The 26,767-nt window shown below is 57.5% G+C and carries 35 protein-coding genes; 16 read left to right on the plus strand and 19 right to left on the minus strand.

The features are described from left to right. The first annotated feature begins 183 nt into the window (after positions 1–183). The 3 genes from ACR3EH_RS06650 to ACR3EH_RS06660 all read left to right on the plus strand — a co-directional run bounded on the left by ACR3EH_RS06650 (position 184) and on the right by ACR3EH_RS06660 (position 3,027). Positions 184–1,782: a phosphoenolpyruvate carboxykinase gene (locus ACR3EH_RS06650; protein WP_171188955.1), complete on the plus strand. Its 1,599-nt coding sequence runs from the start codon at positions 184–186 to the stop codon at positions 1,780–1,782. 318 nt (positions 1,783–2,100) lie between these two features. Continuing rightward, positions 2,101–2,448, plus strand: a complete 348-nt coding sequence (locus ACR3EH_RS06655) for a hypothetical protein (RefSeq protein ID WP_371732016.1) — start codon at positions 2,101–2,103, stop codon at positions 2,446–2,448. A gap of 27 nt (positions 2,449–2,475) precedes the next feature. Beyond that, a complete protein-coding gene (locus ACR3EH_RS06660) occupies positions 2,476–3,027 on the plus strand; it encodes a hypothetical protein (protein ID WP_171188953.1) in 552 nt (183 codons plus the stop codon). Between the two features lie 4 nt (positions 3,028–3,031). Here the strand turns inward: ACR3EH_RS06660 and ACR3EH_RS06665 are convergent, their stop codons facing one another. Beyond that, positions 3,032–3,796 carry a sulfite exporter TauE/SafE family protein gene (locus ACR3EH_RS06665; RefSeq protein WP_171188951.1) on the minus strand — a complete coding sequence of 255 codons (765 nt, stop codon included), beginning with the start codon at positions 3,794–3,796 and terminating at the stop codon, positions 3,032–3,034. Positions 3,797–3,940: 144 nt separating this feature from the next. On the opposite strand from ACR3EH_RS06665, the gene ACR3EH_RS06670 reads away from it, so the two are divergent. From ACR3EH_RS06670 to ACR3EH_RS06680, 3 genes are all read left to right on the plus strand, one after another. Further along, positions 3,941–5,632, plus strand: a complete 1,692-nt coding sequence (locus ACR3EH_RS06670; protein ID WP_171188949.1) for an acyl-CoA dehydrogenase family protein — start codon at positions 3,941–3,943, stop codon at positions 5,630–5,632. 237 nt (positions 5,633–5,869) lie between these two features. Then, positions 5,870–6,424 (plus strand): hypothetical protein, encoded by a 555-nt coding sequence (locus ACR3EH_RS06675; protein ID WP_216601671.1) that lies wholly within the window; start codon positions 5,870–5,872, stop codon positions 6,422–6,424. 37 nt (positions 6,425–6,461) lie between these two features. Beyond that, a complete protein-coding gene (locus ACR3EH_RS06680; protein WP_171188947.1) occupies positions 6,462–6,854 on the plus strand; it encodes an META domain-containing protein in 393 nt (130 codons plus the stop codon). Here ACR3EH_RS06680 and recO read toward each other — a convergent pair. Then, a complete protein-coding gene (recO, locus tag ACR3EH_RS06685; protein ID WP_171188944.1) occupies positions 6,838–7,563 on the minus strand; it encodes a DNA repair protein RecO in 726 nt (241 codons plus the stop codon). The two genes, ACR3EH_RS06680 and recO, sit on opposite strands and share 17 nt — an antisense overlap. A gap of 197 nt (positions 7,564–7,760) precedes the next feature. On the opposite strand from recO, the gene ACR3EH_RS06690 reads away from it, so the two are divergent. Both ACR3EH_RS06690 and ACR3EH_RS06695 read left to right on the plus strand, forming a co-directional pair. Then, on the plus strand, positions 7,761–8,006 hold the full coding sequence (locus tag ACR3EH_RS06690) for a hypothetical protein (RefSeq protein WP_171096088.1): 246 nt from the start codon (positions 7,761–7,763) through the stop codon (positions 8,004–8,006). A gap of 137 nt (positions 8,007–8,143) precedes the next feature. Then, on the plus strand, positions 8,144–8,533 hold the full coding sequence (locus ACR3EH_RS06695; protein WP_171188942.1) for a VOC family protein: 390 nt from the start codon (positions 8,144–8,146) through the stop codon (positions 8,531–8,533). Between the two features lie 46 nt (positions 8,534–8,579). On the opposite strand, the gene ACR3EH_RS06700 is transcribed toward ACR3EH_RS06695, so the two are convergent. Together ACR3EH_RS06700 and era are read right to left on the minus strand one after the other, a co-directional pair. Beyond that, the gene (locus ACR3EH_RS06700; RefSeq protein ID WP_171096093.1) at positions 8,580–8,909 is read right to left on the minus strand and encodes a DUF1491 family protein; all 330 of its coding nucleotides are present in this window, start codon (positions 8,907–8,909) and stop codon (positions 8,580–8,582) included. Next, complete coding sequence (gene era, locus ACR3EH_RS06705; RefSeq protein ID WP_171188940.1) at positions 8,906–9,814, minus strand: GTPase Era; 909 nt, start codon at positions 9,812–9,814, stop codon at positions 8,906–8,908. Before era ends, ACR3EH_RS06700 begins: the two co-directional genes overlap by 4 nt. A 159-nt stretch (positions 9,815–9,973) precedes the next feature. On the opposite strand from era, the gene ACR3EH_RS06710 reads away from it, so the two are divergent. Next, complete coding sequence (locus ACR3EH_RS06710; protein WP_171188938.1) at positions 9,974–11,356, plus strand: multicopper oxidase family protein; 1,383 nt, start codon at positions 9,974–9,976, stop codon at positions 11,354–11,356. Between the two features lie 121 nt (positions 11,357–11,477). On the opposite strand, the gene rnc is transcribed toward ACR3EH_RS06710, so the two are convergent. The 9 genes from rnc to folK form a co-directional block, all read right to left on the minus strand. Next, entirely contained in the window at positions 11,478–12,158 is a 681-nt protein-coding gene (gene rnc, locus ACR3EH_RS06715; RefSeq protein ID WP_171096099.1) for a ribonuclease III, read from the minus strand. Further along, complete coding sequence (lepB, locus tag ACR3EH_RS06720; RefSeq protein ID WP_171188936.1) at positions 12,155–12,994, minus strand: signal peptidase I; 840 nt, start codon at positions 12,992–12,994, stop codon at positions 12,155–12,157. The genes rnc and lepB overlap by 4 nt, the downstream gene beginning before the upstream one ends. 65 nt (positions 12,995–13,059) lie before the next feature. Continuing rightward, positions 13,060–13,473, minus strand: coding sequence for a holo-ACP synthase (gene acpS / locus ACR3EH_RS06725; protein ID WP_171188934.1), 414 nt, complete (start codon positions 13,471–13,473; stop codon positions 13,060–13,062). Then, complete coding sequence (locus ACR3EH_RS06730; RefSeq protein WP_171188932.1) at positions 13,470–14,093, minus strand: LysE family translocator; 624 nt, start codon at positions 14,091–14,093, stop codon at positions 13,470–13,472. The genes acpS and ACR3EH_RS06730 overlap by 4 nt, the downstream gene beginning before the upstream one ends. Further along, positions 14,090–14,836, minus strand: a complete 747-nt coding sequence (locus ACR3EH_RS06735) for a pyridoxine 5'-phosphate synthase (protein ID WP_171188930.1) — start codon at positions 14,834–14,836, stop codon at positions 14,090–14,092. The genes ACR3EH_RS06730 and ACR3EH_RS06735 overlap by 4 nt, the downstream gene beginning before the upstream one ends. Next, positions 14,829–15,527 (minus strand): DUF2062 domain-containing protein, encoded by a 699-nt coding sequence (locus tag ACR3EH_RS06740; RefSeq protein ID WP_171096108.1) that lies wholly within the window; start codon positions 15,525–15,527, stop codon positions 14,829–14,831. Before ACR3EH_RS06740 ends, ACR3EH_RS06735 begins: the two co-directional genes overlap by 8 nt. A 16-nt stretch (positions 15,528–15,543) precedes the next feature. Continuing rightward, entirely contained in the window at positions 15,544–17,676 is a 2,133-nt protein-coding gene (locus ACR3EH_RS06745; RefSeq protein ID WP_171188928.1) for a RelA/SpoT family protein, read from the minus strand. A gap of 26 nt (positions 17,677–17,702) precedes the next feature. Then, positions 17,703–18,056, minus strand: a complete 354-nt coding sequence (gene rpoZ / locus ACR3EH_RS06750) for a DNA-directed RNA polymerase subunit omega (RefSeq protein WP_171096112.1) — start codon at positions 18,054–18,056, stop codon at positions 17,703–17,705. A 94-nt stretch (positions 18,057–18,150) separates the two neighbouring features. After that, positions 18,151–18,720: a 2-amino-4-hydroxy-6-hydroxymethyldihydropteridine diphosphokinase gene (folK, locus tag ACR3EH_RS06755; RefSeq protein WP_171188927.1), complete on the minus strand. Its 570-nt coding sequence runs from the start codon at positions 18,718–18,720 to the stop codon at positions 18,151–18,153. 138 nt (positions 18,721–18,858) lie between these two features. Here folK and ACR3EH_RS06760 point away from each other — a divergent pair, with 138 nt between their 5' ends. From ACR3EH_RS06760 to ACR3EH_RS06790, 7 genes are all read left to right on the plus strand, one after another. Further along, a complete protein-coding gene (locus ACR3EH_RS06760) occupies positions 18,859–19,434 on the plus strand; it encodes a LabA-like NYN domain-containing protein (protein ID WP_171096116.1) in 576 nt (191 codons plus the stop codon). A gap of 190 nt (positions 19,435–19,624) precedes the next feature. Next, positions 19,625–20,575 (plus strand): 4-hydroxy-3-methylbut-2-enyl diphosphate reductase, encoded by a 951-nt coding sequence (gene ispH, locus ACR3EH_RS06765; RefSeq protein WP_171188925.1) that lies wholly within the window; start codon positions 19,625–19,627, stop codon positions 20,573–20,575. Further along, positions 20,572–21,024 (plus strand): DUF3429 domain-containing protein, encoded by a 453-nt coding sequence (locus tag ACR3EH_RS06770; protein ID WP_171188923.1) that lies wholly within the window; start codon positions 20,572–20,574, stop codon positions 21,022–21,024. Before ispH ends, ACR3EH_RS06770 begins: the two co-directional genes overlap by 4 nt. Then, complete coding sequence (locus ACR3EH_RS06775) at positions 21,021–21,608, plus strand: class I SAM-dependent methyltransferase (RefSeq protein WP_171188921.1); 588 nt, start codon at positions 21,021–21,023, stop codon at positions 21,606–21,608. The genes ACR3EH_RS06770 and ACR3EH_RS06775 overlap by 4 nt, the downstream gene beginning before the upstream one ends. Further along, the gene (rnhA, locus tag ACR3EH_RS06780) at positions 21,601–22,068 is read left to right on the plus strand and encodes a ribonuclease HI (RefSeq protein ID WP_171188919.1); all 468 of its coding nucleotides are present in this window, start codon (positions 21,601–21,603) and stop codon (positions 22,066–22,068) included. Before ACR3EH_RS06775 ends, rnhA begins: the two co-directional genes overlap by 8 nt. Next, on the plus strand, positions 22,065–22,688 hold the full coding sequence (locus ACR3EH_RS06785) for a trimeric intracellular cation channel family protein (protein ID WP_171676340.1): 624 nt from the start codon (positions 22,065–22,067) through the stop codon (positions 22,686–22,688). Before rnhA ends, ACR3EH_RS06785 begins: the two co-directional genes overlap by 4 nt. A 68-nt stretch (positions 22,689–22,756) precedes the next feature. Beyond that, complete coding sequence (locus ACR3EH_RS06790) at positions 22,757–23,359, plus strand: COG3904 family protein (protein WP_171188917.1); 603 nt, start codon at positions 22,757–22,759, stop codon at positions 23,357–23,359. A 1-nt stretch (position 23,360) separates the two neighbouring features. On the opposite strand, the gene speB is transcribed toward ACR3EH_RS06790, so the two are convergent. The 6 genes from speB to def (ACR3EH_RS06820) all read right to left on the minus strand — a co-directional run bounded on the left by speB (position 23,361) and on the right by def (ACR3EH_RS06820) (position 26,691). Then, a complete protein-coding gene (gene speB, locus ACR3EH_RS06795; RefSeq protein ID WP_171188915.1) occupies positions 23,361–24,182 on the minus strand; it encodes an agmatinase in 822 nt (273 codons plus the stop codon). Positions 24,183–24,243: 61 nt separating this feature from the next. Then, positions 24,244–24,480, minus strand: a complete 237-nt coding sequence (locus tag ACR3EH_RS06800; protein ID WP_171096132.1) for a GlsB/YeaQ/YmgE family stress response membrane protein — start codon at positions 24,478–24,480, stop codon at positions 24,244–24,246. Between the two features lies 1 nt (position 24,481). Further along, positions 24,482–24,718 carry a hypothetical protein gene (locus tag ACR3EH_RS06805; RefSeq protein ID WP_171676342.1) on the minus strand — a complete coding sequence of 79 codons (237 nt, stop codon included), beginning with the start codon at positions 24,716–24,718 and terminating at the stop codon, positions 24,482–24,484. A 6-nt stretch (positions 24,719–24,724) separates the two neighbouring features. Next, positions 24,725–25,639 carry a methionyl-tRNA formyltransferase gene (gene fmt / locus ACR3EH_RS06810; RefSeq protein ID WP_171188913.1) on the minus strand — a complete coding sequence of 305 codons (915 nt, stop codon included), beginning with the start codon at positions 25,637–25,639 and terminating at the stop codon, positions 24,725–24,727. Positions 25,640–25,681: 42 nt separating this feature from the next. Beyond that, positions 25,682–26,176, minus strand: a complete 495-nt coding sequence (def, locus tag ACR3EH_RS06815; RefSeq protein WP_171648477.1) for a peptide deformylase — start codon at positions 26,174–26,176, stop codon at positions 25,682–25,684. Continuing rightward, on the minus strand, positions 26,173–26,691 hold the full coding sequence (gene def, locus ACR3EH_RS06820; RefSeq protein ID WP_171096140.1) for a peptide deformylase: 519 nt from the start codon (positions 26,689–26,691) through the stop codon (positions 26,173–26,175). Before def (ACR3EH_RS06820) ends, def (ACR3EH_RS06815) begins: the two co-directional genes overlap by 4 nt. Positions 26,692–26,767: the final 76 nt, after the last annotated feature.

Below are 26,767 nucleotides of genomic sequence, written 5' to 3' on the forward strand. Positions count from 1 at the left end.
TGCTTTTCGAACATTGAATTTGTGGTGGCGCTAAACTCGGACTTGGTTGCGCTAACTGCGTCAACCCGCCTGTTCATGCCCCAAATGACCGTGATAAGACGCGCCCAGCCGCCGGTTTGCCCGGCTCACTGCCCCAATGGCGCTAACGGCCAAAGCCACGCGCCGCCACAGGAGAAGACACACATGACATCTGGACGGGTTAACCCGCAATTCCGCCTCGAAGATCAGGGCATCGAGGGTCTGGGCAATGTCTATTACAACTTCATGGAACCGGCGCTGATCGAAGAGGCGCTGAAGCGCGGCGAAGGGACACTTGGCAACGGCGGTGCGTTTCTGGTCACCACTGGCAAGTTCACCGGCCGCTCACCCAAGGACAAGCACGTCGTCAAAACCGACAGTGTCGTCGACACCATCTGGTGGGAAAACAACGCCGAAATGAGCCCCGAAGGCTTTGAAGCGCTGTACCAAGACATGCTGGCCCATATGAAAGGCCGCGACTACTTCGTGCAGGATCTCGTCGGCGGTGCTGACCCCGCATACGCGATCAACGTGCGTATGGTCACCGAGCTCGCCTGGCACAATCTTTTCATCCGCCACTTGCTGCGCCGCCCGGATCGCGAGGATCTGGATGATTTCACAGCCGACTTCACCATTATCAACTGCCCCAGTTTCCAGGCCGACCCGGCCAAGCACGGCTGCCGCAGTGAAACGGTGATTGCGCTGAACTTTGATCGTAAGCTGATTCTGATCGGTGGAACCGAATACGCGGGCGAGAACAAGAAATCCGTCTTCACTCTGCTGAACTACATGTTGCCGGAAAAAGGTGTGATGCCGATGCACTGCTCGGCCAACCATGCCGTTGGCAACCCGGTTGATACCGCCGTGTTCTTCGGGCTGTCAGGTACCGGCAAGACAACTTTGTCCGCTGACCCGGCCCGCGTTCTGATCGGGGACGACGAGCACGGTTGGTCAGATCGCGGCACCTTCAATTTTGAAGGCGGCTGTTATGCCAAGACAATCAACCTCAATGCCGAGGCCGAGCCGGAAATCTACGCGACCACCAGTAAATTCGGCACTGTCATCGAAAACATGGTTTTCGACCCCGAGACCAAAGAGCTGGATTTCGACGACGATTCACTGACTGCCAACATGCGTTGCGCCTATCCGTTGGAGTATATCTCGAACGCATCCGGCAGCGCTTTGGGTGGTCACCCGAAGAACATCATCATGCTGACCTGTGATGCCTTTGGTGTTCTGCCTCCGATCGCGCGGCTGACCCCGGCGCAGGCGATGTATCACTTCCTGTCGGGCTTCACTTCGAAGGTTGCGGGGACCGAACGTGGTGTGACTGAGCCTCAGCCCACGTTCTCGACCTGCTTTGGCGCGCCGTTCATGCCGCGCCGTCCGGAAGAATACGGTAATCTGTTGCGGGATAAGATCGCCCAGCATGGCGCGACCTGCTGGCTGGTGAACACCGGCTGGACCGGTGGTGCTTATGGCGTAGGAAGCCGGATGCCGATCAAGGCGACCCGCGCATTGCTGACGGCAGCCCTGGATGGTTCGCTGCGCGATGCTGAATTCCGCAAGGACGCCAATTTCGGCTTTGATGTACCGGTTTCCGTGCCCGGTGTCGCCGAGGTTCTGCTGGACCCGCGCCGCACTTGGGACGATCAGGCCGCGTTCGACAAACAAGCCGAGAAACTGGTTCAAATGTTTGCCGAAAACTTCGAACAATACCTGCCGTTCATCGACGACGATATCAAAGCCGTAGCGATTGGCTAACGTGGTACCAGATACAGAAACAAGGGGCCTGCGGGCCCCTTTTTCAATTCAGAAACCGCTCGTATAATCCACCCTTAGTTGTATGTCACAAAAAGCACATACAAGTGCGTTGTTTCAAAATGCGATCTGGGGTACCTGTTAGTCTCGATGAGACGAAAAAGCCCGGCACATCAGCGCCGGGCATTGACTGAAAGGACTTTGTGGCAGCTCAGAAGCGTACACTCACAACGCTGGATTGAGCAACCTAATCAGGCACCTAGTCTAGGTAAAAGGGGATGAGTGTCAACATGGGACTCGCTGGTTTCTTAAAGGACCGGTGTGGCTCAAATAGTCGCAGACCGGCGGCAGTTGGCTCAGGAAATTGCAGGTAAGAACATGACAGAAATCTCGAAACTCACCGAACTTCGCAAATTGATGCAAAGCATGGAGCGGACGCTTGGCCTGGAAAAACTATCTCCGGTTGAGCGCGACATTTATTACGCAGCGGAAGAACTCTCAAAATCTGATCAAGAAGTACGCACATTCGGTTTGATCGAACACACATTGGTCCAAAGCGTGTCGCGCCCGACCTTTTTCCGCGCGCTGAAGTCACTGGTTCAAAAAGGCTATCTTTCGCAAAGCGGCAGCGCCAACCGGGGGCGGTATATCGTTAATGCTCCCAGATGACGCCAGTTCAACACGCACGGCCCAATAATGTCCGTGCGCGCTTGGGCAATTGATACGTTTGCGGCCTCATCGGCCTATGTGGTGGCGTCATTCCTGACATTCGCCGTTCTGATGCCTCTTCAGAATATGTATTTCCCGGAATATCCAAGCCGGGCAAGCCTGCTGTTTCTGCCTCATGGCGTGCGGGTTCTTTCTGCATGGCTATTAGGGTGGCGGGCGATCTTTGCCCTGTTACCAGGGGTATTCATAGTCTTTGTTTATCTGGGAGGCGCTGACGTTTTCCTACCCAGCCGCCTATTGGCCATTGCCATAGCTGTCACCACAGTTCCGGCAGTGTTCTATCTGTTCAAGGCCGTCGGATGGGACCTGTTCCCGCGTCCTGATCGCAAACCCTGCTGGGCCTGCGTCATGGGTGTCGGCATCATCACATCTTTTCTGGTCTCGGGCCTGACCAATCTGGCTTTCGGCAGTGCAACTGTCGAATACATTGCCTTTTTGATCGGCGATATCTCGGGCTTGTTCTTCCTGATGCTGGGACTCTACTTTGCGTTTCGCTTCGCCGACAAACGTCGCGGCTGAGACATCAGCCCATCAGCCCGCGTCGCAGCAGGTTTAGTCCAGCCACCAACAACACAAACAGGGTCGCCTTGCGAAAGCTGGCCTGATCGATTCGGTCCTGCAGCCTGATGCCGACCCACATCCCCACCAAGGCAGGAAGGATCAGGATAGCGGAAAACGGAAGCGTTTCTGCCCGCAAGATACCTGACCCCAAATGAGCGGCCAGCAACAGCACTGCCCCAAGCCCATAAATAACGCCCTGAATGCGGATCTGTTCCTTTTTGGGTGTGTTCAAAGCCATCAGATAAGCAACAGTTGGCGGACCCCAAACACCGGACATACCGCCAGCGAAACCTGCAACTCCGCCCATAGCAGCCTCTATACGCGCGGATGGCTGGTTCAATACCAGCCGAACCCCCAAAACCTGAAACAAACAAAAAACCGAAACCAAACCACCGATCAGAAGCAACGAAACCGAACTAGGGATCATGGTGACAAGCTGCGCGCTGAGAACCAACATGAGGCCCCCGACGATCAGAAAAACCCGAAAGCGCAGGATTGAAGAATACGCGGCCGTTGCGCCGCCGCGCAAAGCTTGAAGCCCGTTTGTCACGAGAGTCGGCAGGATAAGTCCGGCCAGGGTCAACTCGGGAGTCAGGAATGAATTCAACCCTGACACCATGACCATAGGCATGGCGAAACCAACAATGCCCTTGATCCAACCGGCAGCAAAAGCCACGGCCATAGCAAGCATGAGGTCTTGCGGAGAAAGAATGGAAAACAGGGACATACCCTCTAAATACCATTTAAGATTCCTTCTGCATTGCAAAAATGATCAGGTAATTTTTGAACTTTTTCGTAGCGTAATAAGTATTTTTGTTGCGCTGCACGTGCAGCATGATATGACCAGACGACCGAGGAAAGGACGCGATTCATGGCCCACGACGGACAAGATATGACCGAGATGACAAAAGCTGCAGTATTGCCCGATCTTCTGGAATTGACCCGTACCGCTGTGCCTGCGGTGGAGGCGGTATTTGAAAAAGCCCGCGAGTCCGTACGCTCTATGGTTACTGCAGATGGGCGCGTCTCTGGCGCCCTGATCGAAGCGAACCAAACGGCTGCTCATGGCTTGGCTTGGCTGGCAACCTACGCTCAATCGCTGCAACAGATGCAACGCTGGGCAGAAGCGCTGCAAGCCGAAGGTAAGTTCGGCGAGGTTGAGCAGCTGCTGCACCAGATCGCTTTTGGCGAATATCTGCATCAGGTCGCTGGCGGCATTCCGATGAACCAGGGCGAAGTTGTACGCCTTCAGGATATGGGGCTGGGCTGGGACGCGCTGTCGGGCTTTCAATCGACCGAAGTTCAAACCCTGATGGCGCAGGCCAATTCTCAGGCTGCGCGCAGCCGCCTGGTTGAACTGATGCAGGACCAGGCCGGTGCCACCATGTTCGGTGCCTCTGGTCTGGACGAAGAACTTGAGATGATCCGCGATCAATTCCGCCGCTATGCGCAGGAAAAGGTCGAACCGCATGCCCATGAATGGCACCTGAAGGATGAGCTGATCCCGCTGGAGATCATCGAGGAACTGGCAGAAATGGGCGTTTTTGGCCTGACCATCCCCGAGGAATTCGGCGGGTTCGGCCTGTCCAAAGCCTCAATGTGCGTGGTGTCCGAAGAACTGTCACGCGGTTATATCGGCGTGGGCTCGCTGGGCACCCGGTCCGAGATCGCGGCTGAGCTGATCATCGCAGGCGGCACGGACGAGCAGAAAGCCAACTGGCTGCCTAGACTGGCCAGCGCCGAGATCCTGCCCACTGCCGTCTTCACAGAGCCCAACACCGGGTCGGACCTTGGCAGCCTGCGCACGCGTGCTGTGAAGGATGAAAACGGTGACTATAAGATCACCGGCAACAAAACCTGGATCACACACGCAGCGCGGACGCATGTGATGACTCTGCTGGCGCGGACGAATCCCGACAGCACCGACCACCGCGGCCTGTCGATGTTCCTGGCAGAAAAGACCCCGGGCACCGACGAGAACCCATTCCCCACTCCCGGTATGACTGGCGGAGAGATCGAAGTTCTGGGTTATCGCGGCATGAAAGAATACGAGCTGGGCTTTGATGGCTTCCACGTCAAAGGTGAGAACCTGTTGGGCGGCGAAGAGGGCAAAGGTTTCAAGCAGTTGATGGAAACCTTCGAATCTGCCCGCATCCAAACCGCTGCCCGCGCCATCGGCGTGGCGCAAAGCGCGCTGGATATCGCCATGCAATACGCGATCGACCGCAAACAGTTCGGCAAGTCTCTGATCAACTTCCCGCGCGTCTCGGGCAAGCTGGCAATGATGGCGGTGGAAATCATGATTGCACGTCAGCTGACCTATTTCAGCGCGTGGGAAAAAGACCACGGCCAGCGTTGTGACCTGGAAGCTGGTATGGCCAAGCTTCTGGGCGCCCGTGTGGCCTGGGCCGCTGCCGATAACGGGCTGCAGATTCATGGCGGCAACGGTTTTGCACTGGAATACAAGATCAGTCGCGTTCTGTGTGACGCGCGCATTCTGAATATTTTCGAAGGGGCTGCCGAGATTCAAGCGCAGGTCATCGCACGCCGGCTGCTTGGCTAACGGTTTACGGCACCCCGTTTCCCCAACTGACCCGGCCATTGTGCCGGGTCTTTTTCTTTGAGTGGTGACTTTCCTGACGACACCGTCCACAATTCTTCAATGAGCACAAAACGGAATGCATACGGCGCACCACCGCGCACAGGTTCACAACTCTGCAAACTTCCCCTTTGCATCTGTTTTGGTCGCCAGTAGAGCACCGATCGAAACCAAACCCATCCGAGTGAGAGTGAACAAAAAATGACCCAACGGATTTTTGCGCTTTGGGCGATCCTAGCGGCGCTTGTGCTGGGTGGTTGCACCGTCAGTCAGCCAACCGCCACCCAGAGCGATATCGATGCGCTGGCAGAAGTCATCCTTTCACTCGGGCCTCAGGTTAGTCCCGTCGAAGCGCAACAGGCCGCCGCGATCTCGTACATCTATTCTCAGCAGTTGGCGCGGGAATGGAATATCACGGATCCAGCCATCATCCACAACGCCAAGATCGCAAACGGCTTTCGCGAGTATGGCTTGTGCAATGACTGGGCGCAGGCCATGACCGCGCGGTTGCGGCAGGAAAATTTCGACTCGCTTGATTTGCATTGGGTCACGTCTCCGCCGACGCAGTTTCGCATTATACACCATTCGGCGTTGATCAGCGCCAAGGGGGATTCGATGCATGACGGGATCATCCTGGATCCCTGGCGAAACAGCGGCGCGCTGTATTGGGCACCCGTGCGTGAGGACACTAAATACAACTGGAGGCCACGCCTTGAGGTGCGACAGGAATTGTTGAGCGGCGCGATCCCCTATTGAGGTTTTCCCACCCAATAAAATTGATTAAGACCCCATAATGACCCGCCTTATCCTTACGTTGCCCCTGCTCGCCTTGTTCCAATGCGAAAAGGATGAAACTGTCGCCGCCTATGGCGCGGCGGGGCAAACATGGGTCCTGCAGGAAATCGATGGGCAGCCCTATGAAGCCAGCGCGTTGCTCCGGTTTCCCGAAGAAGGGAAAATCAACGGAAACGCACCCTGCAATAGTTACAACGGCACACTGAATGCGCCCTACCCTTGGTTCGAGATCCAAGACCTGAGCGCTACGCGGGCCGCTTGTGCCGGGCTTGAAGCCGAAGGTATCTATTTTGCCGCCCTGATGGCTATGACCCAGTCCGAAGTATCGGGCAACGTGCTGATCCTACGTAATGAGGCGGGGCACGAAATGGTTTTCACAGCCGCCGAGTGACCTGATCCACAAACCGCGCCCTGGCTTCGGGCAAAGGATTATGCCCAAGCGACGGTGCAACACGATGTTCCAGGAAATAGCCCGTCGTGCGCAGGGCTTCCTCGACCTCAAGATCGGGTGCCATACCCTCGCCCCTTAGGCAGGGTGGCAGCGGCAAAAGCTTGTCTGCCCACTCCCCGGCCCCATTTGCACTCACAGCGCGGCCCGTCTTAGGTGACACGTAGACCAGACCTTCGGTCGCGCCAGTCACGGCACAGGTCGTCAGATCAAGGCCAAAACCCAGTTCGTCCAGCAACGCCAATTCCCATCGCAGATATGCCAATGGCCAGATCTCATCCTGACCCAGCAGGTCCATCAACTGTTCCGTCCTCGCATAAAGCGCCGGATGTGGTTCGCGTTCAGGCAGACAAAATGACAATAGTGAAACAACTGCATTGAGCCCGGACAAGGCTAGCCGCCCTGAAAACGCCGCTGCGGCGCGGGACCGCAGGGGTTCGACTTGAAAGGTGCCGATATGTTCTTCCAAACGAGCGCGCCACAGTACGTCCAGTTGCGCACCAGGTTGCAGGATGGGCGCGATCTTGCGACTGGTTCCGCCGCGCACCACACCGGCGTGACGACCGTGCGCCTCGGTGAAGACTTCGATTATCGCCGCTGTTTCACCATGGCGTCGAGAATTCAGGAGTATGCCGTGATCGCGCCAGTCCAAAAATCGACCTTCCTTCTGGTTAAGTTGGACCGCAGAAAATCCGAAGCGGGACAGGCACGCAAGGGCGTAAACTCTTCTAAATCTCCTGAGACGGATGTTCTTTTTTTCAAACCGCCATAGTTTTGCGACTTCGCGCCAGACGGCTTGTACGTGATCACCCACGCCCCACTTGCAGTTCAAACAGAAGGGGCCGCGCTATGACTGATGACGAACCACAACCCGTCGCCTTTTACGACGAACACAAAATCTGGACGCCTGATCCAACAGCTGCCGATATGCAGGTCTATGACACCTTTGCCTCGGCTGTTGTGGATCTATTGCAGGTGTTGGATGACAACAAACCCATGTTGTCGAGGGACGTCTACGCACGCTTTTTTGCGTCTCTGCTGCATCTGTCCAGAGTGTTGGGCGAATATGAAGATGGATGGAGCCGGGGAAAATAGCTCAGTCAGTGACTGTGAATAAACTGTTGGGCTAATACCCAAGGTCGTACTGCGCCTGTGGCATTTCAAGAAACACGTTGCACCAGCGTAACTCGGGCATTAATGTTCTCTATATGTTCCATTAGAGAATTTCAGAAATGTCACTTAACTATGTCATGATCGGTTCAAACGACGTTGTTAACGCGCGCACGTATTATGACGCGGTTGTGTCCAGTATAGGCGGCAAAGTCGTCGCCGAATATATGCCTCATGCCGTCTGCTACGAGCTGCGAGGCGGTGGATGCATGTGGGTAGCGACGCCGTTCAACCAAGAGGCCGCCACAGTTGGAAATGGCAATATGGTTGGCCTTGCATGCCAAAGCAAAGAAGAAGTGAAAGAAGCACATGCAGCCGCTTTGGCCAATGGCGGAACAAACGAGGGTGATCCGGGTGATCGCCCGCAATATGGTCCCAATTTCTTCGGCGCCTACGCGCGCGACCCGGACGGAAATAAGATGAGTTTTGTTTACCTTGGTGAAGACGGCTGACTGCTGAAACCAAGCTTTGCATCGACTTTACAGTCTGGCAGGGAGTTTACTCCAACCCCTCTTCATCCAGCAAATGTCGCCCTTGCCGGTCCTCGACCTCGATCACCCAGAGGTCAGGATCAAAGCTGCGTTGTTTGGTAATTGCGGTGTCCACATCCGTCTCAGTCCCGCTGGACAGTTCGACCCATTTGCGCGCGCCGGACATTAGGTCAAAGCTGCGTTGAAAAGCAATTGCCTGCCCGTCCAGAGTATTGAGCTTCACCAGAACGGCCCCAGCCGTGTCGTCACCATGGGCCACAACAAACGCCGGGATTTCCTGAAACCGAAGCCGCGCCAGATAGGCATGGACCCAGAATTCAGCAGTTAGCCGGGTCATGCGTTGCCGTCTTTGAAGTCCAGACCCATCTCTGAATACCGCTCGGATTCTTCCAGCCAGTTCGGCCGGACTTTGACCTGTAGGAACAGATGGATCTTGCGGTCCAGGAATTCTTCCAACTCGGCCCGCGCCGCTTGACTGACCGCTTTGATTGTCTCTCCGCGCTTGCCAAGAACGATGCCCTTGTGGCCGTCGCGCATGACGTAAATGACCTGATCGATCTTTGCGGAACCGTCTTTACGCTCTTCCCAGTTTTCAGTCTCGACAGTCAGCTGGTACGGCAGTTCCTGATGCAGGCGCAGGGTCAGTTTTTCGCGCGTCATTTCAGCCGCGATCATGCGCAAAGGCAGATCGGCGATCTGATCTTCGGGATAAAGCCACGGACCTTCGGGCAGCTCCCCGGCCAGCCATTTGCGCAAATCGTCTACACCATGGCCCTTTTCGGCCGAGATCATGAAGGTCTCGGCAAACGGATAGCGGGCGTTCAGGTCGCTGGTCAGCGCCAGCAGTTTTTCAGACGGCACCTTGTCGATCTTGTTGATCGCCAACGCGATGGTCCGGCCTTGCCCGATCTCGTCCAGCCCCTCAAGGATGCGTTCAACCCCTTCGGTGATACCGCGATGCGCCTCGATCATCAGCACAACAACATCTGCATCTGCGGCCCCACCCCATGCGGCCGCGACCATGGCGCGGTCCAAGCGGCGGCGGGGCTTGAACAGGCCCGGCGTGTCGACAAACACCAGCTGCGCGTCACCCTCCATCGCCACGCCACGAATGCGCGCACGCGTGGTTTGCACCTTATGCGTCACGATCGAGACCTTGGCCCCGACCATGCGGTTCAAAAGGGTGGATTTGCCCGCATTGGGCTCTCCGATCAGGGCGATAAATCCGGCGCGTGTGGTCATATATTGGCGTTCCTGTGTGCAATTGCGCTCTGCTATAGCAGAAAGGGCCTGCGGGCCAGAGGGATTTGTCGCATTGCAGCCATGCATCAGCAGTGGCAGGACTTGCAAAGACACCCAGCCGTTCCCAGCCCGGTGACACATCCGTTCAGTGAGGTCCTTATGAAACGTCGCGAGTTTCTTCTTGGAAGCGGTGCTGCCGCTGGCGTGGTCGGCTTAGGCGGTTTGACCATGGCAGCTACTGGGTCCGCGCAAGAGCTGGTGCTGCAGCCTGCCAGCTACAGGTTGCGCGATCAACTGACCACCGGGATGGTCAGCCTGTCGCCGGACGCACCGCCACAGGTTCTTTATGGGAAGCAGGGTCAGAGGATGCGGCTGGCGGTGCGCAACACTTTGCCCGACTATACCGCGATGCACTGGCATGGATTGCGCATCGCCAACGAAATGGACGGCGTGCCCTACCTGACCCAAATGCCCATCGGCGAGGGCGAGAACTTTGCCTATGAATTCACGCCACCGGATGCCGGGACATACTGGTATCACCCCCATTGCATGACGATGGACCAGATGGCCCACGGCCTGACCGGTGTCATGGTGATTGCCGAGCCCGAAAACCCCGGCTTTGACAGTGAGCAAGTGATCAATCTGCGCGATTTCCGGCTGGATGAAGAGGATGCGTTTCTGCCCGCTTACACCGCGCGCGGCGCGGCGCGTAGCGGTACGTTTGGCAATATACAGACTGCAAACTGGCTGACCGAAGCCGTGTATGATCATACGGCGGGCAGCCTTGTGCGGCTGCGCGTGGTCAACACTGACACGACCCGCATCTATAAACTGCATCTTGAAGGTGCCGAGGTCCGGATCATCGCATGGGACGGGCATCCGGTTGAGGTTGACCTGGCTCTACCCACAGCGGACGCGCCCCTTTGGATGGGGCCCGGACAGCGTGTGGATCTAGCGGTTCGGATGCCTGATGGAGAAGGTCGATCTGCAGCCTTGATGGCGAAGTTTCCCGGACAAAAACCCCGAGCCATGGCGCGTTTGCGGGCAACAGGGCAATCAGAAGCCCGCACCTTGAAGGAGCTGCATCCTTTGCCTGTAAACCCTGTACAACGACCCAATCTGGATCAAGCAGAGCTGCACGAGTTCGTATTCGGTTGGACGCCCGAAGGAGGTGCCCCAAACGACGGGTTTTGCGGGTCGCTGGGTTATAGCTTTTGGTCAATCAACCGCGCACCGTGGCCCGGAGATGCAGCACAGGGGACCGGACCGTTGGCCGTGCTGAAGCAGGGTAAAAGTTATGTTCTGCGAATGCGCAATGAATCACCGAACCTGCATCCGATCCACCTGCACGGGTTGGCGTTTGTGCCGTTGAAGTCGAACCTACGCAAGCTGCCGCCATTGATGACCGATACGTTTCTTCTGTTGAAAGATGAAGTGGTCGAGATTGCGCTGGTTGCCGACAATCTTGGCGACTGGGCGTTTCATTGCCATGTGATCGAGCATCAGAAAACCGGGCTGGCCGGGTTCATCCGGGTGGTTTAAAGACAGGAAAACGTTGCTACTCCGAAAGAAAAGGGGGCCAGCCCCCTCGCCCGGATTTCATCCGGGCTCACCCCTGAGATATTTTTAGCCAGATGAAGTGGATCTGGTCAGGTGCACCAGATCACTGCGGCAGGGAGGACAGCAAAGCCTTTGCCGCCGCCTGCTCGGCTTGTCGTTTGGATCCCGCAGTGGCTTGTGCCTCGGTTCCGTCCTGAAGACGGGCAGCAATGGTGAAGATCGGCGCATGGTCAGGGCCGCTGCGTTTGATCTCGACATATGAGGGCGGTTTTTGACCACGGGCCTGCGCCCATTCCTGCAACGACGTTTTGGCGTCGCGCGCGTCAGCCTCGACCGTGTGGATCCGGTCGCCCCAAAGGGCCAGGATGACATCGCGCGCGGCCTCGAACCCTGCGTCGCGGTAAATTGCGGCAATCACGGCTTCCATTGCGTCGCCCAACAGGGCCTGTTTGCGGCGGCCACCGGATAACATCTCGGACCGGCCCAGCTTCAGCACCCCGCCAAGATCGATCTGGCGGGCCACATCGGCGCAGGCCTCTTTCCGGACCAGCGCGTTGAACCGGGGGGCCAATTGGCCTTCGGATGCCGTTTTGTCGGCCTCAAGCAAAGCCGTTGCCATGACAAGGCCCAGAACGCGGTCGCCCAGAAATTCGAGCCGTTGATTATCGGGCCGAGTGGACGACGAGACCGAACCATGTGTCAGCGCACGTACCAGCAATTCAGGATTGGCGAACTCATACCCCAAACGCTGCTGGAATGCCTTTATTTCAGCCGAAAGCTTCAATTGACCGCCTTGAAGAACCGGTCACCGCGCCAGGTCCAGAAGAACAGCATCGACCGGCCAGCAGATGAGAACATGATGCGATCAGCCCGACCAATCAGGTTTTCGTAAGGCACGTAGCCTACGCCACCCGCAGATTGGGGAAGGCGGCTGTCGGCAGAGTTGTCGCGGTTGTCACCCATAAAGAAGTAGTGGCCTTCGGGCACGTTGTAGATGCCGGTGTTGTCCGACCCCTGATTCCCGATATTCAGCACGTCATACGAGACGCCGTTGGGCAAAGTTTCAATCAGGCGCGATTTTTCGCATGCGCCACCAATGCCAACGGGCCCATTTTCACAGCGCGGACGCAGACGTTGCGGGCCTTGCGGCTCGGCAACTTCAGTGAAGACGCCATCGGGCTGCTGTGGAACCGGAACATCGTTCAGTATGATCTGACCTTCCCGAACCTGGATACGATCACCCGGCAGACCAATCAGACGCTTGATATAGTCGCGGCCCGTGACCGGATGGCGGAAAACGATGACATCGCCGCGCTCGGGCTCACCGCCCCAAATGCGGCTGTCACCGTCACCCTGCATCCAACCGCAGATATCTTCGGCATCCACATTCAGACCCACGCTGGGGATGATCAAGCTGGGACAGGACGCGTAGGAATAACCATAGGTCATTTTGTTGACGAAAAGGAAATCACCGATCAGCAGCGTTTCCTTCATCGAGCCCGAGGGGATCCAGAAAGGTTGAAAGAAGAGGGTGCGGAATACGCCCGCAATCAGCAGAGCATAGACGATGGTTTTAATCGTCTCCCAAACGGGATTTCCGGTTTTGGCTTCCTCGGCCATACTGCTCTCTCCAGTCTATGCGTGGTTGGGGTGCTACATGCGGGTCAGGTGGGGGCAAGTCAAGGCTACGTGGGCGCTTCTTGAAGCGGACGGGCCTCGATCACCACAAAGGCGTGTGCCCAGGGATGGTCATCGGTCAGCGTCACGTGGATGATCGCCTCGTGCCCGTCTGGGGTCATTTCCTTAAGGCGCTCGGCGGCCCAGCCGGTGACATGCATGACCGGCTGGCCGGTACGTAGATTGGTGACAGCCATATCCTTCCATGCGATGCCCATGCGCAGTCCGGTGCCCAGCGCCTTAGAGCACGCCTCTTTCGCCGCCCATCGCTTGGCATAGGTGCCAGCTGTATCGTGGCGGCGCTCGGCTTTGCGCTGTTCGGTATCAGTAAAGACACGATTGCGGAACCGGTCGCCGAAGCGATCAAGCGTGCCCTGGATGCGGTCGATGTTTGCAAGGTCTGTGCCGATGCCGAGGATCATGAAAACCGCACCGTCAATATCTTGTAGCTCGCAACGCCAAAGAACCCGGCAAAGGCGAAATCGAACCAGCGGCGGGCGCGGCGGTAGGTGCGGACCATGCGTTCGGATGAAAACAAAAACGCGTACCCGATGAAAATCAGCAACGATCCGGCATAAAGCATGGCGAAATAGCCCAACAGCATCGACAGGCTGGCATCGTTGGGCGCGACAATGGCATAGATCGAGCCCCAGCTAAGGATCGCTTTGGGATTGGTCAGGTGGATCGCAGCGCCTTTGGCAAAGATCGTCGGCAGTGAACCCGTGACAGGTTTGCCCAGTGCAACCTCGTCCGAGGTCATCGCGCGGCGCAGGGCCTTGAAGGCCAGCCAGCCAAGATAGGCGACACCGATGTACCGGATCACCTCGAACACCCAGACATTGGCCAGCATGATTGCTGACAGTCCCAGCGCTGCGGCAATGCCCCAGGCTGCGGACCCGGCGCAGATGCCCAGCGCAAAGACCAGACCGGCGCGGCGGCCTTCGTTCATCGCAGTTCCGGCAATACCCATCGTGGCAGGCCCCGGAGAGCCGCCAGCCATCAGCCAGGCCAGCCAGATGGCGACAAAGCCGGGCGTGATCACGCCCGGGCCTCGTCCATCAGGCGGCGCATTTCCTGAATGGCAGGGGTGAGGCCCAGAAAGATCGATTCACCAATCAAGAAGTGACCGATATTCAGCTCTTTCACCTCGGGGAAGGCAGCAATCGGTTGTACGGTGTCATAGGTCAGGCCGTGACCCGCATGAACCTCAAGCCCCAGAGAATGGGCAAATGTGGACATTTGGCGCAGCGCATCAAGCTCGCGGGCGGCGTCTTCCATACGGCCTTCTGCATGCGCATCGCAATAAGCGCCTGTGTGCAGCTCAATCACCTCTGCACCAATGCGATGTGCAGCCTCGATCTGACGTTGATCGGCGGCAATAAAGATAGACACGCGGCAGCCGACGTCGCGCAGGGGCGCGATGAAATGGGCGAGTTTGTTTTCCTCGCGCGCAACTTCCAGACCGCCTTCTGTGGTGCGCTCCTCTCGCTTTTCCGGGACGATGCACACTGCATGGGGTTTGTGGCGCAGAGCAATTTTCTGCATCTCGTCTGTTGCGGCCATTTCAAAGTTCAATGGCACCGACAGAACCTCTATCAGCCCGTCGATGTCAGCGTCCGAGATATGGCGACGGTCTTCGCGCAGGTGGGCGGTGATGCCGTCGGCTCCTGCCTCTTCCGCCAGTTTGGCGGCGCGCAGCGGATCGGGATAAGCCCCACCCCGTGCATTTCGCACGGTGGCGACGTGATCGATGTTCACACCCAGACGCAGATCGTTCTCAGACATCTCTCGATTCCTTTTTCAGTTTCGCGGCGGAGCCTAGTGGCTTTGCCTCAGGAACGGCAGTCGATTTTTCAGCCAAACGTTTGATTTCCTCAAACTTCGCTTTGATCCTGGCGCGGCGGCGTTGTTGATAGGTGAGGATCAGCGGCAGGCTGAGGTAATAGCAGATCACACCGGCCACAATGCCGGGAATGATGCCGCCAATCATATAGGGGAAAAAGACGTCGTCGTAGAACTGGTCCAGCCCACGCCAATCAGCCACGCGGTCGGTGAACAAGGCCAGAAAGTTGTTCTTGAGGTCACCGATTGCATCGGCGAACTTCCCCATCAGCCCCTGAGTGTCACCCTCTTCGTATTTGGTGCCCAAAAGAAAATGCCCGGTTTGAAGGCAGATGACACCGATTGGCACGTAAGTGAGTGGATTTCCAAAAAACGTACCGCTGAGCGCGGCCAGGATATTCCCCTTGATCAGGCGCGCACCAATGGCCGCGACCAGAAAATGCAGTCCGTAGAACGGGGTAAAGGCTGCAAAGACTCCCGCGCCGATACCGCGCGCAATTCGGTCAGGGGTGTCCGGCAAACGGCGGACACGATGTTTGACATAGTGAAAAGCGCGGGTCCACCCGCCACGCGGATAGACAAACTCCGACGCGACTTGGACGGCAGAGCGTCGGTCTCGGCGCTTGAATACCACGCGTGATCACCCCTTCTCAGCCAGCCGCGGTTGCGGTCTTGGTCCGGTCTCTGTGCCGTTCGACGGCTGCAACGTCGCTTTCTGCCTCGAGCATCAGCATCAGCGAGTGCAGCTGTTCAAGGTCGCGCAGTTCGACATTGATCAACAGACGGTAAAAATCCGGTTTGCGGTCAACAAATTCCAGGTTCGAAATATTGGCCTTTTTCTCACCGATCAATGTGCAAATTCGCCCCAGAACCCCGGCATCGTTGCCGATGGTCAGATCCAGCGTTGCGCCGTACACGGCTGGGTGGGTGCCCGAATGCCAGTGCAGATCGACCCAGCGGTCGGGTTCACCTTCGAATTCGCTCAGCCGGTCGCAGTCGATGGCATGTACCACCACGCCTTTGCCCCGGTAGGTGATGCCAACGATCCGCTCGCCAGGCAGAGGCTGACAACACGGCGCACGGTCGAATTTCTGCCCCGGCTCAAGGCCGATCACGGCACGACGCAGCGGAATGGCGTCACCGTCGTCCTTGGCCAGTTCTGGATAGACGGCTTCGACCACCTCATGCGCCGTCAATTCCGCGCTGCCCAGACGGGCCAACAGCTCGTGCCGATCTTTCAGACGCAAGTGTTTGGCAGCCGTATCCAGCGCCTTGTCCGTTGCCTTGCGGCCAACATGTTCGAAGCCAGAACGGGCCAGTTCCTTGCCCAGCTTGATGAACCGCTCTCTGTCGACCTCCCGCAGAGCACGGCGGATCGCAGTACGGGCCTTGCCGGTGACAGCGATCTCAAGCCAGGTGACCTGCGGTGTCTGACCATCAGCGGTAATAATGTCCACTGACTGACCGTTCTTTAGCCGTGTCCACAGCGGCACACGAATGCCGTCTACCTTGGCCCCGACACAGGCATGGCCGATCCGGGTGTGGATGGCATAGGCAAAATCAATCGGTGTTGCCCCACGGGGCAGCTTCACCACATCCCCTTTGGGCGTGAAGCAGAACACCTGGTCGGAGTACATTTCCAGCTTGACCGCTTCGAGGAAGTCTTCGTGATCTTCCTCGTTGTCGAACTGCTCAGTCAGGTTCGAAATCCACTTGGCCGGGTCGACCGCAAAAGGGTTCTCGGTCCGTACACCGTCGCGATAGGACCAATGCGCCGCAACGCCGGTTTCAGCCACGTCGTGCATCTGGCGAGTGCGGATCTGAACTTCGACCCGTTTACCATCGCGCCCCGACACAGTGGTGTGAATCGAGCGGTAGCCATTTGATTTTGGCTGACTGATGTAATCCTTGAACCGCCCCGGCACCGCGCGCCAGCGTTGGTGGATGGCACCAAGCGTGCGATAGCAGTCCTCTTCGGTCTGGGTGATGATGCGAAAGCCGTAAATGTCCGACAGGCGTGAAAAGCCCTGATCCTTTTCCTGCATCTTACGCCAGATCGAATATGGCTTCTTGGCGCGGCCAAAGACCTCGGCCTCGATGCCCGCCTTTTCCAGCTCGTGTCGCATGTCGCCGGTGATGCGGTGGATCACGTCACCGGTTTCGCGTTGCAGCGTGATAAAACGCCGGATGATCGACTGGCGGCCTTCGGGGTTCAGCACGCGGAAGGCAAGGTCTTCCAGCTCTTCGCGCATCCATTGCATACCCATTCGGCCAGCGAGTGGAGCGTAGATGTCCATCGTCTCGCGCGCTTTGACCACCTGCTTTTCGGGGCGCATCGCCTTGATCGTGCGCATATTGTGCAGACGGTCCGCCAACTTGACCAAAATGACCCGCAGGTCCTTGGACATGGCCATGAACAACTTGCGGAAGTTTTCAGCCTGCTTGGTTTCGCGGCTGGACAGTTGCAGGTTGGTCAGCTTGGTGACGCCATCGACCAGCTTGGCGACCTCATCCCCAAACAGTTCGGCAACCTTGCCATAGTTGGCTTTGGTATCTTCGATCGTGTCGTGCAGAAGCGCTGTTATGATAGTCGCGTCATCCAAACGCTGTTCGGTCAGGATGGCGGCAACTGCAACGGGGTGGGTAAAATAAGGCTCGCCGGAATGACGGAACTGCCCCTCATGCATCTGCTGGCCGAACTCATAGGCCAGCGTAATGCGATCAGCATTTGTCTTGGGATTGTAGTTGCGGACCAGCGCAATCAGGTCGTCTTCAGAAATCATCCGGTCCGCACCTTCGTTATTAGGGCTTACCCCTGTCCCTGAGCCTCCATCAGAGCGCGCAGGAGTTTTTCTTCGGACATGTCGTCCATGGCTGGCTTGTCCGATTCGGCACCCATCAGCAGCGCCATCTGGTCTTCTTCCGGCTCATCGACCTCGATCTGGGTCTGGTTGGCCTCGATCAGACGCTCGCGCAGGTCATCCGCGCTTTGCGTTTCGTCGGCGATTTCGCGCAGGGATACGACAGGGTTTTTGTCGTTGTCACGGTCAACGGTAATCGCAGCACCAGCGGAGATTTCGCGCGCCCGATGGGCGGCAAGCATCACCAGCTCGAACCGGTTTGGAACCTTATCTACGCAATCTTCAACCGTCACGCGGGCCATGGGGCGCTCTCCGTTTCTGAATCCATGTCAGGAAGAGGTTTATCTAAGCGCGAATCCGCGCCTTGACAAGCAGGAAATGCTGCATTTGCAAGGATCACAGCGGCGTGACCGCCTCAACCTCAGCTAAAGGCAAGTCAGCGACCATCTGCGTAACCGAGCGCTCCAGAACCGGATGGCACCAATCCGGCGCGATATCTGCCATGGGAACCAATACGAAAGCACGGTCCTGCAGGCGTGGATGGGGCAGTATCAGTTGATCGGGCGCCTCATTCTGCTGTGCGTCAGAGGGTAATGTCAGCCAGCGATCAAACACAGCCTGATCTGGCAACACCAGATCGTCAAAGCACACAAGATCCAGATCCAGTGTCCGCATACCCCAGCGTTGGATCCGTTCGCGCCCGAACTCATGCTCAACTGCATGCAACACGCGCAAAAGCTCGGTCGGTGACTTTTCGGTTGCGATCAGAGCCGCCGCATTCACATAGTCAGGACCCGCACCCACGGGGAAACAGGGAGTTGCAAAAAATCGGCTGACTGACCGAATCACCACCTCCTGACGCGCAATAGCGTCAAGTGCATTTCGAAGTGTCATTGCGGGCTCATTTCCTCTCAAGTTGAGATTTGCACCCAGCGCAACAACGGCATTTGACAACGAATTGCTCATCTAGCACCCTATATTCGACACATTGCATACTTGCGATAACCGGCAAAAGTTCTAATTATAGACCGACAGAACGCGCCAATTCATCACTCACTCACTCATCTAGCGGTGCGGTCTGTATTATACCGGAAGGGACTATTTATGTTTTATAAGGACGAACGGCTAGCGCTGTTCATCGACGGCTCGAATCTTTATGCCGCGGCAAAAGCACTCGGTTTCGACATAGACTACAAACTTCTGCGGCAGGAATTCATGCGCCGCGGCAAGTTGCTTCGGGCTTTCTATTACACAGCGCTCCTGGAAAACGACGAGTATTCGCCAATACGCCCATTGGTCGACTGGCTGCATTACAACGGCTTCACCATGGTCACGAAACCGGCCAAGGAATACACCGACAGCATGGGGCGTCGGAAAGTCAAAGGAAACATGGACATCGAACTTACAGTCGATGCCATGGAACTTGCGCCGCGTGTGGATCATATCGTGCTGTTCTCGGGCGATGGGGATTTCCGCCCGTTGATCGCCAGCCTGCAACGCCAAGGCGTGCGTGTTTCCGTTGTGTCGACCATCCGCAGTCAGCCACCGATGATTTCGGACGAACTGCGTCGTCAGGCCGACAACTTCATCGAGCTGGAAGATCTGCGTGACGTGATCGGACGCCCGCCACGTGAAATGCCGGCCGAGCCGCGCAACGTTGCGATGGCTGGCAACAGCTGATCAGGCATACGCCTTTTTTGATGGGGAAAAATTAGCGCGGTCAGGACCAGGGTCCTGGCCGCGCTTCTTTAACAATGAACAGGTGCTGAAACATAACTTGGCTAGCATCGATTCGTGTCAGTTGAATGACGATCTCCTGTCTGGACCAAGGCCGGGAAAAGACTTACCTGTGCCCTAAGGAGACAGCCTAATGACAAAGCCACCACTGACACTTTACCTTGCCGCTCCCCGGGGTTTCTGCGCCGGTGTGGATCGCGCCATCAAAATCGTTGAAATGGCCCTGCAGAAATGGGGCGCTCCGGTTTACGTGCGCCACGAGATTGTCCACAACAAGTTTGTCGTCGACGGGCTGCGGGCAAAAGGGGCCGTTTTTGTCGAAGAACTGCACGAATGCCCCGATGATCGTCCGGTGATCTTTTCCGCCCATGGCGTACCGAAATCGGTTCCTGCCGAGGCCGCCAAGCGCGAAATGATCTATGTCGACGCGACCTGCCCACTGGTCTCTAAAGTGCATGTCGAAGCACAGCGCCATGCGGATGCAGGGTTGCAGATGATCATGATCGGCCACAAGGGTCATCCCGAAACCGTTGGCACTATGGGACAGTTGCCCGAAGGCGATGTTCTGTTGGTTGAAACCGTCGAAGATGTGGCCACGGTTGATGTGCGTGACCCCGAAAAGCTTGCCTTTGTCACCCAGACAACCCTGTCGGTTGATGACACCAAAGACATCATAGCTGCGCTTCAGGCCAGGTTCCCGGCCATTGTCGGGCCGCATAAGGAAGACATCTGCTATGCCACCACGAACCGGCAAGAGGCCGTCAAGGCCGTGGCCCCCAAGGCAGACGCCCTGCTGGTTGTAGGCGCGCCGAACTCATCAAACTCGCGCCGTCTGGTTGAGGTCGCCTCGCGCGAGGGCTGCAAATACGCGCAACTGGTACAGCGCGCCACCGAGATCGACTGGCGTGCGCTCAAGGGCATCTCATCCGTGGCCGTCACCGCCGGCGCATCGGCCCCCGAGCTTTTGGTTGACGAAGTGATCGACGCCTTCCGCGCGCATTACGATGTCACTGTGGAATTGGTTGAAACCGCCACCGAAAACGTCGAGTTCAAAGTGCCGCGTGTCCTGAGGCAACCAGCGTGATCGGAGTACCAAAGGCACCGCTTTATCTGGGGTTGGCAGGGCTGATCCCTTTTGTCTGGGGTGCGTTGACCTATCTGAACGGCGACCTGAACGCTTGGGGCGCACAGAACCTTGGCGCGCGGTTTGTGGGTCCATACGTGCAGCTGTTCTATGGCTCGGTGATCCTGAGTTTCATGTCCGGTGTTCTTTGGGGGTTTGCCACTAAGACCTCGGGCAGCAAGGCAGGTCTGTGTTACACACTGTCGGTCCTGCCCGCGCTTTGGGCCTTTTTCATGACGGGCGGCGGGCCGGTGCAGGCGGGCACAAACCTGATATACGGGTTTGCCGGCCTGTTGGTGCTGGATGCCCTGTTTTCTTATTGGCGGCTGACACCGGTTTGGTGGATGCGGTTACGCGTCCTGCTGACCGCCGTTGTTTTGGCCAGCCTTGCCGTCGGAGTATACCTGTGACCGATAAACGCACGATCGACGCATATACCAACAGGGTGGCCGAGTACCTGAACATTCCCCTGCCCGAAGCACAGCTTGAGGCCAGACAAGCATTTGTAGATGCAGTCGTCGCAGGTGGATATGTTCTGGATCTAGGATCCGGGCCGGGTTCAGATAGCAGTTTCCTGATGCGTCAAGGATTGACGGTAAAGGCGCTGGACGCGACGCCTGCCTTCGTGGATCACGCCCTGCAGAACGGAGTGGACGCGTATCTGGGCACGTTCGATGACGTCACCGAAACCGCTATCTATGACGGTGTCTACGCCAGCTTTTCCCTGCTGCACGCGCCACGCGCAGATTTCCCGCGACACCTGAAGGCGATTCACTCTGCTCTGAAGCCTAAGGGGCAGCTTTTTCTCGGCATGAAGCTGGGTACAGGTGAGCACAGGGACGAGTTGGATCGGTATTACACCTATTATACCGAAGCCGAGATCGAAGACGCGCTGACCCAAACCGGGTTCACAATTGATCGCTCGGTCAAAGGGATGGGAACAGGTCTGGCCGGGTCTTACGAGGGTTTTATTCTGGTGTTCGCCCATGCCTGACTTGTTTGCCTATACCGATGGTGCCTGTTCCGGCAATCCCGGACCCGGAGGCTGGGGTGTTTTGCTACGCGCGATGGACGGGGACACCGTTTTGAAAGAGCGTGAGCTGAATGGCGGCGAGGCCGAGACAACCAACAACCGAATGGAACTGCTGGCCGCTATTTCCGCGTTAGAGACGCTGGAGCGCCCGTCGAAAATCACCATCGTGACCGACAGCGCCTATGTAAAGAACGGCGTCACCGGCTGGATTTTTGGTTGGAAGCGCAATGGCTGGAAAACCTCGAACAAGAAGCCGGTCAAGAATGTCGATCTGTGGCAACGTCTGGACGAAGCACAGGGGCGACATGATGTGACCTGGGAATGGGTCAAAGGACATGCGGGCCATCCGGAGAATGAAAAGGCCGACGAACTGGCCCGCGCCGGGATGGCCCCATTCAAACCTAAAAAGGCGCAGGCGTGACCGCGCTGACGTTGCTGGATTATGCCTCGGTCCTGATCTTTGCACTGACCGGAGCCTTGGTGGCAAGCCGCGCGCAGCTGGATCTGGTAGGGTTTGCCTTCATGGCCTGCCTGACGGCAGTCGGGGGCGGCACCGTGCGTGATCTGTTGTTGGACCGGCACCCGATCTTTTGGGTCGGTCAGCCGGATTACATTCTGATCGCCGTCGCCGCTGCGGTATTGGTTTTCTTTACCGCACATCTGATGGAAAGCCGTTACAACTGGCTGATCTGGCTGGACAGTTTCGCCTTGTCGGTGGCAGTCGCCGCCGGTACCGGCGCGGCACTGTCGTTGGATCAATCCGGCGTCATAGTTGTGTTGATGGGCGTGACGACCGGATGTCTGGGCGGGTTGATGCGCGATGTCGTCTGCAACGAGGTTCCGCTGGTGCTGAAACAGGGCGAACTTTATGTTTCATGCGCATTTACCGGCGCGCTGACAGCTGTGATTGCTGTCCGGCTGGGGTTGGAACCCTCGCTCTCACTAGCTCTTTGTGCGCTGGTTTGCTGGGCGTTGCGGGCCGGTTCTTTGACGTTTGGATGGCAGCTGCCCGTTTACAAAAGCCGCCCGCCGCGCAGCTAAGCCAGCCGGTGGACGCAACAGAACTGTGCTGATACCTCTTTGGGCAGTACAGTTCGGCGAGGCACGCGATGACCTTCAGATTCACATCCATATCAGCTTGTCTGGCTCTGCTCGCCTCGTGTGGCGAGTACTATACACCTGTCAGTTTCGTTGCACAGGGCGACCAGATCATTGCGTCAGGCACGATTGATGAAACGACGCTATCGGCATTTGAGGAAGTCGTCGCCGAAAACCCCGAGACCCGAACTCTGGTTCTGCAATACATCGAAGGATCGGTGGATGACGATGCCAATGTCATCTTCAGCCGCGAGGTGCACAAGGCCGGATTCGATACAGTCGTACCCTCAGATGGTCTGGTTGCCAGCGGGGGCACCGATCTGTTTCTGGCCGGAAACCGCCGCATCTTGCAACCGGGGGCCTGTGTCGGCGTTCACAGCTGGGCCGGATCGGGACTGGTGGCGACCGAGTTGCCCGAAGACGACCCGGAACATGACCGATACCTGGACTATTTCAAAGACATCGGCGTGGATGAGGAATTTTACTGGTACACCCTCTTCGCAGCCCCGGCTGAAAGCATGCACTGGATGACCGCCGCTGAAGCGAACCGGTACGATATGACCACCAGGGGTGCCCCGGCCCTTGGTTCGGCCACGGTGTGCGACGCGCGGTGAATCAACGCGACAGCAAGCGCGCACCAATCTCTTTGACGAATTTTGCGGCCACCATCGCGGTCATACCGTAAGGGTCGCGATGCGGGTTCAGTTCGACAATATCCGCGCCGACCAATTGACCTTCGAAGCGATGGATCAGGTTGATGACCTCGCGCGTGCTCAGCCCGCCGGGTTCGTGATGTGAGACGCCGGGGGCAAAGGCCGGGTCCAGCGCATCGAGATCCAGTGACAGATAGACGGGGCCATCAAAAGAAATCTGCAGATCGGCACTCCAGTTGCGCATGTCGATCACTTCGACTCCGAACCTGTCGGCTTGCGCGCGCTGATGGGCGTTCATGGTTCGGATTCCGACCTGTACCAATCGCTTGACCGGGCAGTTCTCCATCACCCGCGCAAAGGGACAGCCATGGCCCAATGGGCCGATATCCTGCTCGTCATACAGATCGGGATGGCTGTCGATATGCAGAATGTTCAGGCCTTCGTATCGGTCCGCATGGGCTTTGATCAGCGGATAGGCTACAGAATGATCCCCGCCCAGAGACAACAGGCGCGCGCCGGTTGCGATCCGCTTGGCTGCTTCGGTTTCGATCCGGTCAATCGGCTCCTGACCGCGCATTTCGAACACGTCCAAATCGCCGGTATCACGAAACCGCTCGGTCGCGCCCAGATCAGTGCCGTCCTCGGCCGTCAGATTGGCAGCACCCGAATGCAGCGCCTCGCGAATTCGTCCGGGCGCGAAAGCCGGACCTTGCAGGAAAGAGGAATGCAGGTCCAGGGGCACACCCATCAGGGCGACATCACCCGGTTTCAGTTCGTGCAGCATCGGCATCCTCCCAAATCGTTTGGACGCGATCTGGACGGACAAAAGACCTAAGGTCAAGCGGTTATCGGCGCAGATAGGTTTGCCAGATCCAGATCACCAGTAACGCGCCAAGAACTGCGCCAACAAAGCCAGACAGCCAGCCCATGACTGTTACCAAAAACCGCAGCAGGAACCCTCCGATCAGAGCGCCAACAATCCCAATCAACATGGTCGTCGGGATATCTGCCTCGATCCGCATCAGCCGGGTGGCCAAAAACCCAGCAGCTGCTCCAATGATGATCAGGGCGACGACGGGCATCTTACTTCCTCCAATGGGTCGGCACGATGATCAAGGCCCCGACAGATGAAATCACCGCGTCCAATCCCGGCGGGCCAAAGCTGATCCCAAACATGATGCGGACAAAATAAAACAAGAACGCTCCGCCCACGCAAATGATGATCGAGGGCAGATAGCCGTTATGAGCAAAACCGGATTTCTCGGACAGGTACCCCACAATCCCGGCAATCACGACGGTGCCCATCATCACCATGAACATATGGCTTTACTCCGAAGACAGCCGAGTGCCGGTCGGTATCGCCCAGCCCCGCAGAAACGTTTCCCTATCCTGCGCGCCTTTGCCTGCCCTTTGCAAGCGCAGCAGTTCGACGGCACCCTGCCCGCAGGCCACGTGCAGATCGTCATTCAAAACTTCGCCAGGGGCGCCCTGCCCGTCTGCGACGCACGACGCAACCACCTTGATCCGCTCACCGTCCATTTCGGTCCAGGCCCCGGGAAAGGGCGACAGGCCGCGGATCTGCCGATCAACCTCGACCGCCGGGCGTTTCCAGTCAATGCGCGCCTCGGACTTGTCGATCTTAGCGGCATAAGTCACGCCGTCCTCGGGCTGAGGTTCAGGTGCAAGGTTCGGCAGATTGGCCAGTGCATCGACGATCAACGCGGCCCCCATGATCGACAGGCGATCGTGTAGCTTCGCAGTGGTTTCTTCGGGCTCGATCGCAGTTACCTGCCGCAACAGAACGGGGCCAGTGTCCAGACCTGCCTCCATCTGCATAATGCAGATCCCGGTCTCGGCGTCGCCGGACATGATCGCCCGATGGATCGGCGCGGCCCCGCGCCAACGCGGCAACAGGCTGGCATGGATGTTCAGGCAACCCTGTTTGGGCGCATCTAGTATGGGTTGCGGTAGGATCAGGCCGTAAGCCACGACAACAGCCACATCCGCGTTTAACTCGGCAAAGGCGTCTTGTTCTTCGGCTGATTTCAACGAAACCGGATGGCGGACGGGAAGGCCCAGCCCCTCGGCCCGGGCGTGAACGGGCGTGGGGCGGTCTTTCTTGCCGCGACCGGCAGGGCGCGGCGGCTGACAATAGACGGCAGCAATTTCGTGCCCAGCCTCAACCAGCGCATCCAACACCGGGACTGAGAATTCGGGGGTTCCCATGAAGATGACACGCATGCTCGTCTCCGGAGTTTTTCAGGTGCCGGGCTGAAACCCGACTTACGTCAGTTTCTTTGCTTTACGCAGCAGCATGTCGCGTTTGACCTTACTGAGCCGGTCGAAATACATCTTCCCGTTCAGATGATCGATCTGATGCTGCACGCTGGTGGCGTCGATCCCGACAAAGTCGCGACGGTCCACCATGCCCTGTTCGTTCACGTATTTCACAGTCACTGCACGCGGGCGTTTGATCTTGGCTGACACACCGGGCAAGTTCGGGCTGGCTTCTTCATGTTCGCGCAGCTCAATCGAGCTGTGCAGGATTTCCGGGTTGGCCAGACGCACGGCCTTGCCCCGCTCAGCCGATCCATCAACCACGGCCAGACGCAACATCACACCAATCTGCGTCGCAGCAAGGCCAACACCGGGCATTGCCTCCATCGTGTCGATCATATCGTCCCAGATCGTCCGAATTTCATCGGTGATTTCTGCCACCTCATCCGCTTCGGTTCGCAGACGTTTGTCAGGCCAGGGCAAGCAGGTGCGCACGGTCATGAGCGTGCTTTCTCGCGTTTCAGCTTTTGCATCTTGCGCGTGATCATCTGCCGTTTCAGCGGTTTGAGATAGTCGATGAACAGCTTGCCGTTCAAATGATCGATCTCATGTTGCACGCAAGTGGCCCAAAGCCCATCAAAGGTTTCCTGCTGCAGATTGCCATTCTGATCCATCCAGGTGACGTCCACCACCTTGGGGCGGGTCACTTCGGCGTATTGATCGGGGATGGACAGGCACCCTTCCTCATAGACATTGGTTTCATCCGATGATGCGATGACCTCGGGGTTGAACATGATCAGAGGGCGCGGGGTTTCACCTTCTTCCTTGACACAATCCAGAACAATCAAACGATCCAGCACACCGATCTGCGGCGCGGCCAGGCCGATGCCGGGCGCGTCATACATGGTTTCCAGCATGTCGTCAGCCAGTTTGCGCAGCTCGTCCGTAAGGTCGCCTACGGGCGCGCAGACCTTCTTCAGGCGGGGGTCGGGATGGATCAGGATATTGCGTTTCATGAGGCTGATTTAGGCCATCCCGCCCCGCGCCGCAACGCCCCCCTTGCACCTGCCCGATTTGCGGTTAGCTTTCGAC

It is taken from the genome of Ruegeria sp. BG7 (assembly GCF_056535685.1).

What these genes read in the sequence shown, in the direction of transcription:
- def (WP_171648477.1), bottom strand. Translation starts at nt 26,176, where the DNA reads ATGACCGTGCGCACCTGCTTGCCCTGGCCTGACAAACGTCTGCGAACC.
- speB (WP_171188915.1), bottom strand. Translation starts at nt 24,182, where the DNA reads ATGCTGCACGAACTGAAACCGGGTGATGTCGCCCTGATGGGTGTGCCC.
- ACR3EH_RS06800 (WP_171096132.1), bottom strand. Translation starts at nt 24,480, where the DNA reads ATGCCCGTCGTCGCCCTGATCATCATTGGAGCAGCTGCTGGGTTTTTG.
- ACR3EH_RS06710 (WP_171188938.1), top strand. Translation starts at nt 9,974, where the DNA reads ATGAAACGTCGCGAGTTTCTTCTTGGAAGCGGTGCTGCCGCTGGCGTG.
- ACR3EH_RS06805 (WP_171676342.1), bottom strand. Translation starts at nt 24,718, where the DNA reads ATGTTCATGGTGATGATGGGCACCGTCGTGATTGCCGGGATTGTGGGG.
- ACR3EH_RS06735 (WP_171188930.1), bottom strand. Translation starts at nt 14,836, where the DNA reads ATGTCTGAGAACGATCTGCGTCTGGGTGTGAACATCGATCACGTCGCC.
- ACR3EH_RS06745 (WP_171188928.1), bottom strand. Translation starts at nt 17,676, where the DNA reads ATGATTTCTGAAGACGACCTGATTGCGCTGGTCCGCAACTACAATCCC.
- ACR3EH_RS06675 (WP_216601671.1), top strand. Translation starts at nt 5,870, where the DNA reads ATGACCCAACGGATTTTTGCGCTTTGGGCGATCCTAGCGGCGCTTGTG.
- def (WP_171096140.1), bottom strand. Translation starts at nt 26,691, where the DNA reads ATGAAACGCAATATCCTGATCCATCCCGACCCCCGCCTGAAGAAGGTC.
- era (WP_171188940.1), bottom strand. Translation starts at nt 9,814, where the DNA reads ATGACCACACGCGCCGGATTTATCGCCCTGATCGGAGAGCCCAATGCG.
- ACR3EH_RS06680 (WP_171188947.1), top strand. Translation starts at nt 6,462, where the DNA reads ATGACCCGCCTTATCCTTACGTTGCCCCTGCTCGCCTTGTTCCAATGC.
- fmt (WP_171188913.1), bottom strand. Translation starts at nt 25,639, where the DNA reads ATGCGTGTCATCTTCATGGGAACCCCCGAATTCTCAGTCCCGGTGTTG.
- ACR3EH_RS06660 (WP_171188953.1), top strand. Translation starts at nt 2,476, where the DNA reads ATGTCCGTGCGCGCTTGGGCAATTGATACGTTTGCGGCCTCATCGGCC.
- lepB (WP_171188936.1), bottom strand. Translation starts at nt 12,994, where the DNA reads ATGGCCGAGGAAGCCAAAACCGGAAATCCCGTTTGGGAGACGATTAAA.
- ispH (WP_171188925.1), top strand. Translation starts at nt 19,625, where the DNA reads ATGACAAAGCCACCACTGACACTTTACCTTGCCGCTCCCCGGGGTTTC.
- ACR3EH_RS06700 (WP_171096093.1), bottom strand. Translation starts at nt 8,909, where the DNA reads ATGACCCGGCTAACTGCTGAATTCTGGGTCCATGCCTATCTGGCGCGG.
- ACR3EH_RS06695 (WP_171188942.1), top strand. Translation starts at nt 8,144, where the DNA reads ATGTCACTTAACTATGTCATGATCGGTTCAAACGACGTTGTTAACGCG.
- folK (WP_171188927.1), bottom strand. Translation starts at nt 18,720, where the DNA reads ATGAGCAATTCGTTGTCAAATGCCGTTGTTGCGCTGGGTGCAAATCTC.
- ACR3EH_RS06790 (WP_171188917.1), top strand. Translation starts at nt 22,757, where the DNA reads ATGACCTTCAGATTCACATCCATATCAGCTTGTCTGGCTCTGCTCGCC.
- ACR3EH_RS06650 (WP_171188955.1), top strand. Translation starts at nt 184, where the DNA reads ATGACATCTGGACGGGTTAACCCGCAATTCCGCCTCGAAGATCAGGGC.
- acpS (WP_171188934.1), bottom strand. Translation starts at nt 13,473, where the DNA reads ATGATCCTCGGCATCGGCACAGACCTTGCAAACATCGACCGCATCCAG.
- rpoZ (WP_171096112.1), bottom strand. Translation starts at nt 18,056, where the DNA reads ATGGCCCGCGTGACGGTTGAAGATTGCGTAGATAAGGTTCCAAACCGG.
- ACR3EH_RS06690 (WP_171096088.1), top strand. Translation starts at nt 7,761, where the DNA reads ATGACTGATGACGAACCACAACCCGTCGCCTTTTACGACGAACACAAA.
- ACR3EH_RS06760 (WP_171096116.1), top strand. Translation starts at nt 18,859, where the DNA reads ATGTTTTATAAGGACGAACGGCTAGCGCTGTTCATCGACGGCTCGAAT.
- rnhA (WP_171188919.1), top strand. Translation starts at nt 21,601, where the DNA reads ATGCCTGACTTGTTTGCCTATACCGATGGTGCCTGTTCCGGCAATCCC.
- ACR3EH_RS06670 (WP_171188949.1), top strand. Translation starts at nt 3,941, where the DNA reads ATGGCCCACGACGGACAAGATATGACCGAGATGACAAAAGCTGCAGTA.
- ACR3EH_RS06665 (WP_171188951.1), bottom strand. Translation starts at nt 3,796, where the DNA reads ATGTCCCTGTTTTCCATTCTTTCTCCGCAAGACCTCATGCTTGCTATG.